A 14,011-nucleotide genomic window follows, 5' to 3' on the forward strand; every position below is an offset into this window, starting at 1 on the left:
CCGGCCTCCCCTGCAACTACAGTGAGTCCTCAGGGCTGGCTGGTGCCCGCATTCACGGATCCGCTCTAATCAGAGGTTACGCGTTGACCCCGCACGTGCTGGAAGCGCCTTAGATGGTGCTCACCGACAAGCAATCGACGGTCCCGTCCGAGGCGGGCACGGCCGCAGGCGTCGTGCCTCGCTCCTTCGGCGACGTCGTGAAGGCCTACGTCGCCCTCACGAAGCCGCGGATCATCGAGCTGCTGCTGATCACGACGCTGCCGGTGATGTTCCTGGCGGCCAAGGGCCTGCCACCGCTGTGGATCGCCGTCAACACCCTGGTGTTCGGCACCCTGTCGGCGGGCAGCGCGAACGCCCTGAACTGCTACATCGACCGTGACATCGACGCGGCCATGCGCCGCACCCGGCGCCGCCCGCTCGCCCGCGACCTGGTGCCGCCGACCAATGCGCTGATCTTCGGAGTCATTCTCGGGGTGCTGTCGACCCTTGGCCTCGGGGTGACCGTGAACTGGCTCGCCGCAGGCCTGTCGCTGGCCGCGAACCTGTTCTACGTGCTCGTCTACTCGATGATCCTCAAGCGGCGGACCTCGCAGAACGTGGTGTGGGGGGGGATCGCGGGCTGCATGCCGGTGCTGATCGGCTGGGCCGGCGTCACCGGCAGTCTCGACTGGGCCCCCGTGGTGCTCTTCGGCGTGGTGTTCTTCTGGACGCCTCCGCACACCTGGACCCTCGCCATGCGCTACAAGGAGGACTACGCCGCGGCGAAGGTCCCCATGCTCCCGGTGGTCGCCACCGAGCGCCGGGTGGTGCTGGAGAGCATCGTCTACACCTGGGCAACGGTGCTCTGCTCGCTGCTGCTGTGGCCGGTGGCCGGAACCACCCTGTTCTACCCCGCCGTCGCCGTCGTCCTCGGCGCCGCCTGCCTGTGGGAGGTTCACCGCCTCCTCGGCCGGGTCAACGCGGGCAAGACAGGGGTCGATCTGCGCCCGATGCGCTTCTTCCACTGGTCCAACGCCTACCTGGCGCTGCTGTTCCTCGCCGTCGCCATCGACTCGATGTTCGTCTGAGCCCTCTCACCGGTACGCTCTCCTGCCATCTGCCCGTTTCCGCGTCCCGTTCGAGGGGGAGACGTCTCCCGGGTGGGGAACACGTTTTCTTGGCCGGCCCGGGCCGGGCCTGGTCGTGGGGAGGGCAACTCATGGTCGTCGGAAAACCTCGGGAGCCGGATCACCGCTCCAGCCCCGGGAGCCTTCCAGCGCTCGGCATGGTTTCCGTATCCGGGGCGTGGAGGGCCGGCCGCCAGGCGCCGATCGTAGACCTTCACGCTGGGATATCCCGGTTTGATTCGTGGGGTGGAAGTCAACGGTTACGGTTACCTCATGGCCAGCCGTGACCCCCGGTGGGTGCTCAGGGACCGCCCGTCGCTCGCGCTGATCATCGGACTCGTCCTGACGGGACTGTGCGGCCTGGTGTCGCTCTCCTTCGACGTGCTGAACGGCGATCCCGTCTATTTCTTCATCGCCCTGCTCCTCGCGCTGGCGCCCGTTCCCGTGCTGCTGGCCGCGGTGCTGGCGCTCGACCGGATCGAGCCCGAGCCGCGAGGCAACCTGATCTTCGCGTTCGCCTGGGGAGCGGGTGTGGCGGTCCTGGTCGCCGGGGTCGTCAACTCCCTCGGCCTCGTCTACATCGAGAACGCCGCCGGGCTCGGCTACGACTACGCGCGCAACATCGCCGCCACGTTCGGCGCCCCGGTGGTCGAGGAGACGATGAAGGGCCTGGTGCTGCTGGGTCTGCTCAAGTTCAGGCGCGCGGAGCTCGACGGGCCCACCGACGGCATCATCTACGCCAGTATGGTCGGCCTCGGCTTCGCCATGAGCGAGAACGTCAGCTACTACGTGGCCGCGCTCGACGACATGGGCGCGCAGGGCCTGGCGGTGACCGTCGTGCTGCGCGGCATCCTCTCACCGTTCGCCCATCCGCTGTTCACCTCCATGATCGGTGTCGCGGTGGCCTACGCGGCGCAGCGCCGGGGGCCTGGCCGGATCTTCGTCATCGCCGCCGGGTGGATCGGCGCGATGCTGCTGCACGGCATCTGGAACGGCTTCGCCTCCTACGTCGGCATCGCCGGCCTGGCCATCGCCTACCTGCTGCTGATGATCGTGCTGTTCGTGCTGATCTGGATCATCTTCCGTGACCGCAAGCGGATCATCGGGCTCATCCAGACCTACCTGCCCGCCTACTGGGCGACGGGGCTGGTCTCCTCGTACGACATCGCGATGCTCTCCTCCCTGCCAGGGCGCCGCCATGCCAGGCAGTGGGCCAGGAACAACGGCGGCAGGACGGGCCTGCGGGCGATGAGCGACTACCAGCTCGCGGCCACCGAGCTGGGCCTGCTCCACGAGCGGGCCAGGGGGCACGTGATCGACGAGCGTACGTTCAACGAGGAGCAGCGGGCGTTGCTGGAGTGCATGGCCGCCTCCCGCGCCCAGTTCCCCCCGCAGCCGCCACCGCAGCCCCCTGGCGGCGGCAACGTCCCGCCGGGGTATGGGCCCGGCGCACGGCCACCGGGCGGCTCGCCGTATCCGTGGGGCGGTGCCCCCGGGACCTCGGGGCGCCCCGACGCCGCTCAGTGGCGTCCGCCCCCCGGGCACGGCGTTCACCCCGACTGAAGCGCGGCCTCCAGGGTGGTCTCGCGCGGCCCGGGGAAGACGGGAGCGGAGTCGAGGACCGCGGCGTCGAGGAGGCCCTTCGCGGAGGCGGCGAACTCGCGGGCCGCGTAGGCGTAGGTGGAGGCCCACCGCTGGGAGGAGTCGTCTGGCCGGAGCTGGCCAGCCAGACCCAGGTCAGCGGTGCGACGGCCAGGACGCTCAGCAGCACCGCGCCCTGGTAGGAGAGCCGGAAGAACCTTCGCGACAGCGGCATCCGGCCATTGTCGCGGTCAGGTGACGGCCGAGTCGAACGCGTCCGGTGGGTCAGGATCTTCCGGACCGGTTTCCACCCGGCCGTCGCGGGCCTTTCACGGCGGGAGCGGAGCCGGCGGTCAGGCCGGGACCCGGTCGAGTTCGTCCGCGCTCTCGGCGGCCGTCGCGCCCGCCGGGCCGCGCGAGCGCATCGTGAACACCACCCGCAGCGCGCAGACCCAGACCAGGGTCGAGCCGAGCACGTGGAGGTTGACCAGGGCCGCGGGTACGCCCAGGAAGTACTGGACGTATCCGATTCCGCCCTGTGCCGCCTCCACCCCGAGCAGCGTCCAGGCGGCCCGCCGGGCGGGCCCGGGTGCGTCGGTGATGTGCAGCGCGAACGCCAGCGCGAAGGTGAGGCCGACCACCACGTAGGCGACGTCGGCGTGGATCCTCGCCACGGTCTCGATGTCGAAGTCGAACCGGGAGGCCATCACGTCCCCGGAGTGCGGCCCGGTGCCGGTCACCACCACGCCCACGACGAGCAGGACGAACACGGCGGCGGTGAGCACGAAACCGAGTGTGCGGACGTGCTGGTCGACCAGGCGCCGCGGCGGGCCCGCGCCCTCGCCGGCCCGGGCGTACAGCGCGTACGCCGCGGCGATCATGCCGACGGAGACCAGGAAGTGCACGCTCACGGTGACCGGGTTGAGCGCGGTGCGCACGACCAGGCCGCCCCAGAGTCCCTGCACGGCCACGCCGATCGGCTGCAGCCAGGCCAGCCTGACCAGATCGGGGCGGCGGGGCAGCAGCCGCAGGGCGGCGAGCAGGCAGGCCAGGCCGACGGCCAGCACCAGGAAGGTCAGCAGCCGGTTGCCGAACTCGATCGCCATGTTGATCGGCGAGATGTCGTCGTGGGCCACCGGGATGAAGCTGTCCGGCGTGCACCTGGGCCAGGTGGGGCAGCCCAGGCCGGAGCCGGTGACCCGCACCGCGGCACCCGTCACCGTGATCCCGACGTTGACCGCCACCGACGCCAGCGCCCAGCGGCGCAGGGTGCGGAAGGTCGGCGGCCCCACGATCCAGGTCAGTTTCGCGGTCTGCAGACGGGACTGGTCAAGGAGGTGCTTCACGGCTCACATGCTAGGCGGCGAGGGGAGCGGTCCCGCTGCGGACCCCTGGCGCCGGGGCCGGTACGGAGGCTTCGGCCCCGGTCGTTTCGCGCCTGCCGGCATCTCGGGCAGGGGCCGCTCACCTCGGACGGCGTGCCTCACGGGTCCACGGGTAGGGGTGGGCTGAGCCGGTGGCACGCCCGTGACGTCCGGTCCGGTGCATTGATCCACACAAAGGTATGTGACATATTACTGGCGAGCCCGGGAGCGAGGTGAGTCATGCCGGACGTCGTGGTCGTCGGAGCCGGGGTCGTCGGCGCAGCCTGTGCCTACTACGCCGCCCGTGCGGGGCTGGACGTGGTGGTCGTCGACCGGGGGGCGGTGGCGGGCGGCACGACGGGTGCGGGCGAGGGCAACGTGCTGGTCTCCGACAAGGAGCCGGGCCCCGAACTCGACCTGGCGCTGCTCTCCAACCGGCTCTGGCGTGACCTGGCCGCCGACGGGCCCGTCGATGGGCCCGATGGCGGGTTCGAGTTCGAGGCCAAGGGCGGCCTGGTGGTCGCCGAGACGGACGAGGTGCTTGAGGCGCTCACCGGCCTGGCGGGCAGGCAGGGCGTCGAGTGCGTCGCCGTCGCCGCCGGAGAACTCGGCGACTACGAGCCCCACCTGGCGAAAGGGCTCGCCGGCGGCGTGTTCTACCCGCACGACGCCCAGGTGCAGCCGATGCTGGCGGCGGCCGGGCTCATCCGGCGGGGCGCGGAACGGTTCGGGCACGGCGCCCTGATGCTGCGCACCGGTGTCACGGTGACCGGCTTCCTCCGCGACGGCGACCGGGTCACCGGCGTCACCACCTCCCGCGGCGACATCCTCGCCGGAGCCGTCGTCAACGCCGCGGGCACCTGGGGCGGCGAGATCGCCGCGCTGGCCGGGGTGCGCGTCCCCATCCTGCCCAGGCGCGGTTTCATCCTGGTCACCGAGCCACTCGCCGGGCCGCTCATCAGGCACAAGGTCTACACCGCCGCCTACGTCACCGCGGTGGCCAGCGACTCCGAGGGGCTGGAGACGTCCGCGGTGGTGGAGAGCACCCCGTCGGGGCCGGTGCTCATCGGCGCCAGTCGAGAGCGGGTCGGCTTCGACCGTACGGTCTCCGTTCCGGTGCTCGAACGCCTCGCCCGCCAGGCCGTCGAGCTGTTCCCCGCCCTGGCGGCCTACCGGGTGATCCGGGCCTACTGCGGTTTCCGCCCCTACTGCCCCGACCACCTGCCGGTGATCGGCGAGGATCCCCGGGTCCCCGGTCTCTACCACGCCTGTGGCCACGAGGGCGCGGGTGTCGGCCTGGCCCCGGCCACCGGCCACCTGATCGCCCGGCTCCTGGCAGGACTCCGCCCCGAGGTGGACCTCGCCCCCTTCCGCCCGGACCGTTTCCCGCAGGAGGCGTCATGACCCGAGGTGTCCGATGAGAGGGCCGTACCGCCTGGTGCGGGCGCGGCCGGAGCCGGAGTTCGAGATCAGCGTGGACGGCGTCCCCGTCGCGGTGATCCCAGGCCAGAGTGTCGGTGCCGCCATGCACGGCGCGGGCATCCGCTCGTGGCGCACCACCAGGTTCGGCGGGCGCCCGCGCGGGCTCTTCTGCGGCATCGGGGTCTGCTTCGACTGCCTGGTCACGGTGAACGGGGTCCCCTCCCTGCGTGCCTGCCTGACCGAGGCCCGTCCGGGAGACCTGGTCACCACCGGAGACGCTCCGGTGAGCGGCCGATGACGCGGATCCACGACCTGGCCGTCGTCGGCGCGGGTCCCGCCGGGGTCGCGGGCGCGCTCACCGCCGCCCTGGCCGGGCTGGACGTCGTGCTGGTCGACGGGGCCGGGCGACCGGGCGGCCAGTACTTCCGGCGCCCCGCCGAGGGGTTCCACGCCGCCAGGCCCGGCGCGCTCCACCACGGCCTCGACAGGTTCACCCGCCAGTGGGAGACGCTCCGCGAGCGCGCCGAGGTACTGCTGGGCACGCGGGTCTGGGCCGTCGAGCGCGCGGACGGGGCGATCACCGTGCGCTGCCTGGAGGGAGACCGCGAGGAACGGCCTCGCAGGGTGACCGCGCGCGGGCTGCTGATCGCCACCGGCGCCCACGACAGGCCGCTGCCGTTCCCCGGCTGGGACCTGCCGGGCGTGCTCACCGCGGGCGGTGCGCAGGCACTGCTCAAGGGTGATCTGGTCCTCGCGGGCCGCAGGATCGTGGTCGCGGGTACCGGCCCCTTCCTGCTCCCGGTCGCCGCGGGCCTGGCGGACGCGGGGGCCGAGGTGCTCGGCGTGCACGAGGCCAACCGCAGGCTCGGGCTCGCCAGGCATCCGCTGCTCGCCGCCGGCCGGGCGGCGGAGGCCCTCGGGTACGTGGCGCGCCTGGCCCGCCACCGGGTTCCCTACCGTGGCCGCGAGGCGGTGATCGCCGCGCACGGTGAGAGCGCGCTGACCCACGTCACCGTGGCGAGCCTGGATCCCAGCTGGCGGCCGCTCTCGACGAGAACCGTCGAGTGCGACACCCTCGCCTGCGGCTACGGTTTCGTCCCCCAGCTCGACCTGCCCCTCCAGCTGGACTGCGCCACCCGCCGCGACCCCGACGGCGGTCCGGTCGTCGCGGTGGACGCGGGCATGCGCACCAGCGTGCCCAGCGTCTACGCGGCGGGGGAGACCACCGGTGTCGGCGGGGCCGCGCTCGCCGAGGTGGAGGGCCGGATCGCGGGCCGGGCCGCGGCCGCCGACCTGGGCCGCCCCACGCCGCCCGACCCCGCCCTGTCCCGGCGCAGGGACCGGCTCGCCGCCTTCGCGCGAGCCCTGCAGGGCGCCTACCCGCTGCGGCCGGGCTGGCAGGACTGGCTCCGCGACGACACGCTGGTGTGCCGCTGCGAGGAGGTCCCCCTGTCGGCGGTGCGCGAGGCCCAGGCCATGGGCGCCGTCGACGCGCGCTCGGTCAAGCTGCTGGCGCGCCCGGGGATGGGGTGGTGCCAGGGCCGGATGTGCGGCTACGCGGTCGCCTGCCTCGTCGGCGAGGACCCCGCGCCGCCCCGGCGCCCGATCGCCCAGCCCGTCAGACTCGGCGACCTCGCCGCGCGGACCCCGGTCTCCCCGGACCGGCCAAAGCCCCCCGGCTTCGTACCCCCTCGGAAGGATGAGGCATGACAACCCGCGTGAAACCCTGGCACGGCGTGACGGTGGCCACCGCGCTGCCCCTGCGCGTGGACCTCTCGGTCGATCTGGACGGCTACGCCGAGCACTGCCGGTGGCTGGTCGCCTCCGGCTGTGACGGCGTCGTGCCGAACGGGTCGCTGGGGGAGTACCAGACGCTGACCTCCCAGGAACGAGCCTCGGTGGTGGAGAGCGCGGTCGCGGCCGTCGGCGGCGACCGCGTCATGCCGGGCGTCGCGGCCTACGGCGCCCTGGAGGCCCGACGCTGGGCCGAGCAGGCCGGTGAGGCCGGGTGCCGCGCGGTGATGCTGCTCCCGCCGAACGCCTATCGCGCCGACGACAGGACGGTGCTGGAGCACTACCGCGAGGTGGCCAGGGCCGGTCTGCCGGTGGTGGCCTACAACAACCCCTTCGACACCCGGGTGGACCTCACCCCACGCCTGCTGGCCGCCCTGCACTCCGAGGGCCTGATCGCGGGCGTCAAGGAGTTCAGCGGCGACGTCCGCCGGATCTACGAGATCGCCGAGCTGGCCCCGGGGCTGGACGTGCTGGCCGGAGCCGACGACGTGCTGCTCGAACTGGTCACCGCCGGAGCGGTCGGCTGGGTGGCCGGTTTCCCCAACGCGCTGCCCGCCTCGACGGTCGCCCTCTACCGGGCGGCCGCCGCCGGGGACACGGCCACCGCTCTGCCGCTCTACCGCGCGCTGCACCCGCTGCTCCGCTGGGACTCCAAACCGGTGTTCGTACAGGCCATCAAGCTCTCCATGGACCTGGCCGGACGCCACGGCGGCCCGTGCCGGCCGCCCAGGCTCGGGCTCCCCGGCGAGCAGGAGGCCGCGGTCCGCGCGGCCACCGAGAAGGCCCTGGCCGAGGGACTGCGGTAGGCCGGTCCCGTTTTCCCTTTCTCGCGAGGAGAGTCGATGAGGACGAAGAGGATCTTCCACGCGGTGGACTCCCACACCGAGGGCATGCCCACCCGGGTGATCACCGGGGGAGTGGGGGTCATCCCCGGTGTGACCATGGCCGAGCGGCGCGAGCACTTCCTGGCCGAGATGGATCACCTGCGGACCCTGCTCATGTACGAGCCCCGCGGCCACTCGGCGATGAGCGGGGCCATCCTGCAGCCGCCCACCCGGCCCGACGCCGACTACGGCGTGCTCTACATCGAGGTGTCGGGCTGCCTGCCCATGTGTGGGCACGGCACCATCGGCGTCGCCACGGTCCTCGTCGAGACCGGGATGGTGGAGGTCGCCGAGCCGGTCACCACCATCAGGCTGGACACCCCGGCCGGGCTGGTCGTCGCCGAGGTCAAGGTCGAGGACGGGGCCGCCACCGAGGTGACCATCACCAACGTGCCCTCCTTCAGCGCGGGGCTGGACCGCGTCGTCAAGGTGCCCGGCATCGGTGAGGTCGCCTATGACCTCGCCTACGGCGGCAACTACTACGCGATCCTGCCGATCGAGTCCGTGGGCCTGCTGTTCGAGCGCTCGCACGGCCGGCGGATCCTCGACGCGGGGCTGGCCGTCATGGGGGCGATCAACGAGCAGGACGAGCCGGTGCACCCGCTGGCCCCCGGTATCAGGGGCTGCCATCACGTGCAGTTCACGGCGCCGGGCTCCGACGCCAGGCACTCGCGGCACGCGATGGCGATCCATCCCGGCTGGTTCGACCGCTCGCCCTGCGGCACCGGCACCAGTGCCAGGATGGCCCAGCTGCACGCCAGGGGCGAGCTTCCGATGGACACCGATTTCGTGAACGAGTCGTTCATCGGCACCCGGTTCGTCGGGCGGCTCGTCGGGGAGACGGAGGTGGCAGGCCTGCCCGCGGTGGTCCCCGCCATCACCGGGCGGGCGTGGGTCACCGGCACCGCCCAGTACTTCCTCGACCCCCGCGACCCGTTTCCCGAGGGTTTCCTCCTCTGACCCGCTACCCCGCCGACCTGCTGACATCTGGATTGACCGGGCCCGGCCGGCCGCTCTGCGGCCGGTCGGGCCCCGGCCGGCCCGGGCTCGGTCGCACTCGGTCTGACCAGCGGAGACGTCACCGTTCCCGGCTCCGGTGGCGGTCTGTGTCCCGGTGGGTCGCAGCTTGCGGAAGAAGCGGTGTCCTAACGCTAACGATCTTGTTTCGGGCCTTGACGCGTCCTTCGAAATGCACGTGCAATGTCACACATCGCCAGATGTGAGGAGCAGCACATGCGTGCCATCCCCCTGAAATCCTTCACGTCGCTGGCCGTTCTCGGCCTCCTGGTCACCGGGTGTGGCCAGGGACTGCTCGGCGGTGGTGACGGCGCCGGGCAGACCGCGGCCGGGAAGGACGAGCCGATCGTCCTCGGCATGCTGATCCCGCAGTCGGGCAGCGAGGCCGCCATCGGTCCCTACATGAGCAACGCGGCGCAGCTCGCGATCGACGAGATCAACGCCAAGGGCGGCGTGCTCGGCCGCACGCTGGAACTGAAGACCGCCGACGACGCCTGTGACGCCCAGTCGGCCGCCGCCGGCGCCAACAAGCTGGTCACCGAGGGAATCGACGTCTCGGTGGGCGGCTACTGCTCCGGAGCGACGCTCCCCACCCTGCCGATCTTCGGCAAGGCCGGCATTCCCATGATCATTCCGGCTGCCAACTCCCAGGAGCTGGTCGACCAGAAGCTCAAGCACGTCTTCCTGATCAACGGCACCGGCTCCCAGCAGGCCGCGGCCGCGGAGAAGTGGATCACCAAGCAGGGGGCCGGGAGCGTCGCGCTGATGCACGACAACACCAGTTACTCCAAGGACATCGCGCTGCGCACTCAGGCACTGCTGGAGGCCCCCGGCGGGGCCGAGGCCGCGATCACCGAGGCGGTCACCCCGAAGGAGAGCGACTACAGCGCCAACATCACCAACGTGCTGGCCAAGAAGCCCGACTTCATCTACTGGACCGGGTACTTCCAGGAGGGCGGCCTGATCGCGCGCCAGCTCCGGCAGGCCGGGTACAAGGGTTCCATCATGGTCGGCGACGGCTCGGTCTCTCCCAAGCTGGTCGAGATCGCCGGAGCCGAGGCCGCCGAGGGCCTCTACGCCACGATGACCCAGACCCCCGACACCCTGGAGGGCGCCGAGGGCTGGATCGACGCCTACAAGAAGAAGTACGGCGCCGAGCCGGGCCCGTACTCCAACCAGGCCTACGACGCGGTGCGACTGGCCGCGGAGGCGGTCACCAAGGCGGGCGGCACCGACGGAACCAAGGTCATCGCGGCGCTTGAGGCGATCGACGGCTTCCCGATGTTCTCCGGGCCGCTGAAGTTCACCCCCGAACACACCCTGGCAAACGGAGGCTTCCAGATCCTCGTCGTCAAGAGCGACAAATTCGCCCTGCAGGACTCCCTGAAGTGACGCAACTCATCTGGAACGGGCTGTTCGTCGGCTCGTTCTACGCCCTGGTGGCCCTGGGGTACAGCATGGTCTACGGGATCATCAAGCTGCTCAACTTCGCCCACGGCGATCTGTACATGCTCGGCGCGTTCGCCGGCTTCGCCATCCTCGGCGCGGTCGGCGGCGTGTCCTCAGCCATGGCCCTGCCGCTGCTGCTCGCGGTGCTCCTGGCGACCATGGTCCTCACCGGCCTGGCCGGGGTGGCGCTGGAGCGGATCGCCTACCGTCCGCTACGCCGCGCCCCGCGGCTGTCCCTGCTGATCACCGCCGTCGGCGCCTCCTTCGCCCTGGAGTACGGGATGCGCGCGGTGGCCGGGGCAGACCCCCGGGTCTACCCGGTGCGGCTGGGCGGTACCTCGCTGGAGGTCCTTGGCGTCAGGATCATCCCGCAGCAACTCGTCCTGATCGGCGTGGCGGTGCTGCTGATGGCCGGGCTCAACCTGCTGGTCACCCGGACCCGGGAGGGCAGGGCGATGCGGGCCATCGCGCTGGATCCGCGTACCAGCGCGCTGATGGGCATCGACGTCAACGCGGTGATCTCCCGCGCCTTCTTCGTCGGCTCGGCCCTGGCGGGGGCCGCGGGCGTGATGGCGGGGGCCTACTACGGGAAGATCGACTTCATGATGGGCTTCCTGATCGGCCTCAAGGCCTTCACGGCGGCGGTCATCGGCGGCATCGGCAACATCCCCGGCACCATGCTCGGCGGCCTGCTCCTCGGGCTGCTGGAGTCGTTCGGCACGTTCTGGCTGGGCGGCGAGTGGCGGGACGTGTTCGCCTTCGGGGTGCTGATCCTGTTTTTGACGGTGCGGCCCACCGGCCTGCTCGGCGAGCGTGTGACGGAGCGGGTGTGAGCGCGACCAAGGTCCGCCGCCTCGGCACGGACTCGCCGCCCAGCAGGGCCTCGAAGCTGCTGCAGAACCGCTGGGCCGGGCTCGCGGGGCTGCTGGTCGCGCTGCTGGCCCCCTTCGTCGACGCCACGCCGTACGCGCTGTCGGTCATGACCAGCGCGGCCATCGCGGTGATGCTCGCCGCCGGGCTGAACATCGTGGTCGGCTACTGCGGCCTGCTCGACCTGGGCTACGTCGCCTTCTTCGCGGTCGGCGCCTACACCAGCGGGGTGCTGGCCACCCGCCTGGAGTTGCCGCTGCTCGCCACGGTGCCCGCCGTGATCGTGGTCACGGTCGTCGCCGGGATCGTCATCGGCGCGCCGACGCTGCGGCTGCGCAGTGACTACCTCGCCATCGTGACGCTCGGCTTCGGTGAGATCATCCGGATCACCGCCAACAACCTGGACGTCACCGGCGGCCCCTCGGGCATCTACGGTATCCCGCACCTGGTCGAAGGTCCGGTGGCCTTCTACTACCTCACCGTGGTCGTCGTCTCGCTGGCCGTCCTCGGCGCGGCCAGGCTGGGCCGCTCCCGCCTGGGCCGGGCCTGGCGCTTCGTCCGGGAGGACGAGGACGCGGCCGAGGCGATGGGCGTGCACACCTACCGGGTCAAGCTCGCCGCCTACGTGGCGGGGGCGGTCTGGGGCGGCCTGGCCGGGGTGCTGTTCGCCGCGCACCTGTCGGCCATCTCGCCGGGCAGCTTCACCTTCCTGTCGTCGGCGCTGGTGCTGATGGCCGTGGTCCTCGGCGGCATGGGCTCGATGCCCGGCGTCGTCGTCGGGGCCGTCGTGATCAGCATCCTGCCGGAGATCCTGCGCGACCTCGCCGACTACCGGTTCTTCCTTTTCGGCGTCCTGCTCATCGCCTTCATGCTGCTGCGCCCGCAGGGGCTCTGGCCGGCCCGTTCCAAGGAGGTCCCTTGAGCCTGCTGAGCGTGACCGACCTGCGCCTGTCCTTCGGCGGGCTGGTGGCCATCGACGGCCTGTCGTTCTCGGTGGGCGAGGCGGAGATCGTCTCGGTGATCGGGCCCAACGGGGCGGGCAAGACGTCGGCTTTCAACTGTGTCACCGGCTTCTACCGGCCCACCTCGGGCCGGATCACCCTGCGCGGAAGGGACCTGCCCGGACTGCGGCCCTCGGCCATCGCGGGCCTGGGCGTCGCGCGGACCTTCCAGAACCTGCGCCTGTTCGGCGAGCTGTCGGTCCTGGACAACGTGCGCGCCGGATCGCACCTGTGGTTGCGCCAGAGCGTTCTGGACGCCCTGCTGCACACCCCGCGCTACCGGCGCTCCGAGCGCGAGTGCACCGAGCAGGCACACCACTGGCTGGACTTCGTCGGCCTGCGCGGCGACCGGTACGGGCAGGCCAGAGCCCTGCCCTACGGTGAGCAGCGCCGCACCGAGATCGCCCGCGCCCTGGCCCGCCGGCCCGACCTGCTGCTGCTCGACGAGCCCGCGGCCGGGCTCAACCACGGTGAGAAGGCCGAGATGCTCGACCTGATCCGGCGCATCCAGGCGCTCGGCGTGGCCATCGTGCTCATCGAGCACGACATGGGGCTGGTCATGGAGGTCTCCGAGCGCGTGGTCGTGCTCAACTTCGGCAGGGAGATCGCCGACGGCCGCCCCGAGGACGTCCGGCGCGACCCGGCGGTCATCGAGGCATACCTCGGCGGCGACCCCGCGGCCCTGGAGGAGACCGCGCTGGGGGAGATCGCGGGGCAGGACGCCCCGGGGCAGGACGACTCGGGGAAAGAGGACTCGGCCGGGAGCGACGCGCATGCTTGACATCGACGGGCTGGACGTTCACTACGGCGGCGTGCACGCTCTGCGCGGCCTGTCCCTCGGCGTCGCCGAGGGCGAGATCGTCGCCCTGCTGGGCAACAACGGCGCGGGCAAGACCACCACGCTGGCCGCGGTCTCGGGGCTGCTGCGCCCCAGCGGCGGCAGGGTGCTCTTCGACGGCCACGAGATCACCGGCCGGAAGCCGCACAGGATCACCGCCCGCGGCCTGGTGCACGTCCCCGAGGGCCGCAGGATCTTCAGCACGCTCAGCGTCCACGAGAATCTCCAACTGGGCGGCTACCTGGTCCGCGACCAGGCGGAGATCCGCAGGCGGATCGAGCACGTGTACGAGCTGCTGCCCCGCCTGGCCGAGCGGCGCGCCCAGCAGGGGGGCACGCTGTCGGGCGGCGAGCAGCAGATGCTCGCCATCGGCCGGGCGCTGGTCACCGGGCCCCGGCTGCTGCTGCTGGACGAGCCGTCCATGGGCCTGGCGCCGCTGGTCGTCGCCTCGGTCATGAAACTCATCGCGGGCATCAACGCCGAGGGCACCTCGGTGCTGCTCGTCGAGCAGAACGCCGTCGCCGCCCTCGGGATCGCCCACCGCGGTTACGTGATCGAGAACGGCGAGTGCGTCCTCGACGGGCTCGCCGCCGAGCTCCGCCGGGACCCCCGGGTGGCCGAGGCCTACCTCGGCGGGGGCTGAGGGAGGCGGGACCGCCGCCGGTGCCGTGCCTTCCGGACGAGG

The 14,011-nt window shown here is 71.8% G+C and carries 13 protein-coding genes; 12 read left to right on the top strand and 1 reads right to left on the bottom strand.

What is annotated here, in order from left to right:
* The first annotated feature begins 113 nt into the window (after nucleotides 1-113).
* Together ACQP0P_RS18985 and ACQP0P_RS18990 are read left to right on the top strand one after the other, a co-directional pair.
* On the top strand, nucleotides 114-1,067 hold the full coding sequence (locus tag ACQP0P_RS18985; protein WP_433378500.1) for a heme o synthase: 954 nt from the start codon (nucleotides 114-116) through the stop codon (nucleotides 1,065-1,067).
* Between the two features lie 312 nt (nucleotides 1,068-1,379).
* The gene (locus ACQP0P_RS18990; protein WP_433378502.1) at nucleotides 1,380-2,669 is read left to right on the top strand and encodes a PrsW family intramembrane metalloprotease; all 1,290 of its coding nucleotides are present in this window, start codon (nucleotides 1,380-1,382) and stop codon (nucleotides 2,667-2,669) included.
* A 371-nt stretch (nucleotides 2,670-3,040) separates the two neighbouring features.
* Here ACQP0P_RS18990 and ACQP0P_RS18995 read toward each other — a convergent pair whose 3' ends face one another.
* A complete protein-coding gene (locus tag ACQP0P_RS18995; protein WP_433378504.1) occupies nucleotides 3,041-4,033 on the bottom strand; it encodes a COX15/CtaA family protein in 993 nt (330 codons plus the stop codon).
* A 258-nt stretch (nucleotides 4,034-4,291) separates the two neighbouring features.
* Here ACQP0P_RS18995 and ACQP0P_RS19000 point away from each other — a divergent pair, with 258 nt between their 5' ends.
* The 10 genes from ACQP0P_RS19000 to ACQP0P_RS19045 all read left to right on the top strand — a co-directional run bounded on the left by ACQP0P_RS19000 (nucleotide 4,292) and on the right by ACQP0P_RS19045 (nucleotide 13,969).
* Nucleotides 4,292-5,455, top strand: a complete 1,164-nt coding sequence (locus tag ACQP0P_RS19000; protein WP_433378507.1) for an NAD(P)/FAD-dependent oxidoreductase — start codon at nucleotides 4,292-4,294, stop codon at nucleotides 5,453-5,455.
* A 13-nt stretch (nucleotides 5,456-5,468) separates the two neighbouring features.
* Complete coding sequence (locus ACQP0P_RS19005; protein ID WP_433378510.1) at nucleotides 5,469-5,771, top strand: (2Fe-2S)-binding protein; 303 nt, start codon at nucleotides 5,469-5,471, stop codon at nucleotides 5,769-5,771.
* Entirely contained in the window at nucleotides 5,768-7,183 is a 1,416-nt protein-coding gene (locus tag ACQP0P_RS19010; protein ID WP_433378512.1) for an FAD-dependent oxidoreductase, read from the top strand. Before ACQP0P_RS19005 ends, ACQP0P_RS19010 begins: the two co-directional genes overlap by 4 nt.
* Nucleotides 7,180-8,073, top strand: coding sequence for a dihydrodipicolinate synthase family protein (locus tag ACQP0P_RS19015; RefSeq protein ID WP_433378514.1), 894 nt, complete (start codon nucleotides 7,180-7,182; stop codon nucleotides 8,071-8,073). Before ACQP0P_RS19010 ends, ACQP0P_RS19015 begins: the two co-directional genes overlap by 4 nt.
* Nucleotides 8,074-8,109: 36 nt before the next feature.
* Nucleotides 8,110-9,111: a proline racemase family protein gene (locus tag ACQP0P_RS19020; RefSeq protein WP_433378517.1), complete on the top strand. Its 1,002-nt coding sequence runs from the start codon at nucleotides 8,110-8,112 to the stop codon at nucleotides 9,109-9,111.
* A 273-nt stretch (nucleotides 9,112-9,384) separates the two neighbouring features.
* Nucleotides 9,385-10,560 carry a branched-chain amino acid ABC transporter substrate-binding protein gene (locus ACQP0P_RS19025; RefSeq protein ID WP_433378520.1) on the top strand — a complete coding sequence of 392 codons (1,176 nt, stop codon included), beginning with the start codon at nucleotides 9,385-9,387 and terminating at the stop codon, nucleotides 10,558-10,560.
* Nucleotides 10,557-11,450, top strand: coding sequence for a branched-chain amino acid ABC transporter permease (locus ACQP0P_RS19030; protein WP_433378522.1), 894 nt, complete (start codon nucleotides 10,557-10,559; stop codon nucleotides 11,448-11,450). Before ACQP0P_RS19025 ends, ACQP0P_RS19030 begins: the two co-directional genes overlap by 4 nt.
* Nucleotides 11,447-12,409 (top strand): branched-chain amino acid ABC transporter permease, encoded by a 963-nt coding sequence (locus ACQP0P_RS19035; protein ID WP_433378525.1) that lies wholly within the window; start codon nucleotides 11,447-11,449, stop codon nucleotides 12,407-12,409. Before ACQP0P_RS19030 ends, ACQP0P_RS19035 begins: the two co-directional genes overlap by 4 nt.
* Nucleotides 12,406-13,269 carry an ABC transporter ATP-binding protein gene (locus tag ACQP0P_RS19040; RefSeq protein ID WP_433378528.1) on the top strand — a complete coding sequence of 288 codons (864 nt, stop codon included), beginning with the start codon at nucleotides 12,406-12,408 and terminating at the stop codon, nucleotides 13,267-13,269. Before ACQP0P_RS19035 ends, ACQP0P_RS19040 begins: the two co-directional genes overlap by 4 nt.
* The gene (locus ACQP0P_RS19045) at nucleotides 13,262-13,969 is read left to right on the top strand and encodes an ABC transporter ATP-binding protein (protein ID WP_433378531.1); all 708 of its coding nucleotides are present in this window, start codon (nucleotides 13,262-13,264) and stop codon (nucleotides 13,967-13,969) included. Before ACQP0P_RS19040 ends, ACQP0P_RS19045 begins: the two co-directional genes overlap by 8 nt.
* Nucleotides 13,970-14,011 lie beyond the last annotated feature (42 nt).

The sequence above is a fragment of the Streptosporangium sp. CA-115845 genome (assembly GCF_050943795.1).
In the GTDB taxonomy this organism is placed as follows: domain Bacteria; phylum Actinomycetota; class Actinomycetes; order Streptosporangiales; family Streptosporangiaceae; genus Streptosporangium.

Bases quoted from the DNA above. Each gene is read 5' to 3' on its own strand.
- ACQP0P_RS18990 (WP_433378502.1), top strand. From the start codon at position 1,380: ATGGCCAGCCGTGACCCCCGGTGGGTGCTCAGGGACCGCCCGTCGCTC.
- ACQP0P_RS18985 (WP_433378500.1), top strand. From the start codon at position 114: ATGGTGCTCACCGACAAGCAATCGACGGTCCCGTCCGAGGCGGGCACG.
- ACQP0P_RS19015 (WP_433378514.1), top strand. From the start codon at position 7,180: ATGACAACCCGCGTGAAACCCTGGCACGGCGTGACGGTGGCCACCGCG.
- ACQP0P_RS19045 (WP_433378531.1), top strand. From the start codon at position 13,262: ATGCTTGACATCGACGGGCTGGACGTTCACTACGGCGGCGTGCACGCT.
- ACQP0P_RS19025 (WP_433378520.1), top strand. From the start codon at position 9,385: ATGCGTGCCATCCCCCTGAAATCCTTCACGTCGCTGGCCGTTCTCGGC.
- ACQP0P_RS19005 (WP_433378510.1), top strand. From the start codon at position 5,469: ATGAGAGGGCCGTACCGCCTGGTGCGGGCGCGGCCGGAGCCGGAGTTC.
- ACQP0P_RS19020 (WP_433378517.1), top strand. From the start codon at position 8,110: ATGAGGACGAAGAGGATCTTCCACGCGGTGGACTCCCACACCGAGGGC.
- ACQP0P_RS19010 (WP_433378512.1), top strand. From the start codon at position 5,768: ATGACGCGGATCCACGACCTGGCCGTCGTCGGCGCGGGTCCCGCCGGG.
- ACQP0P_RS19000 (WP_433378507.1), top strand. From the start codon at position 4,292: ATGCCGGACGTCGTGGTCGTCGGAGCCGGGGTCGTCGGCGCAGCCTGT.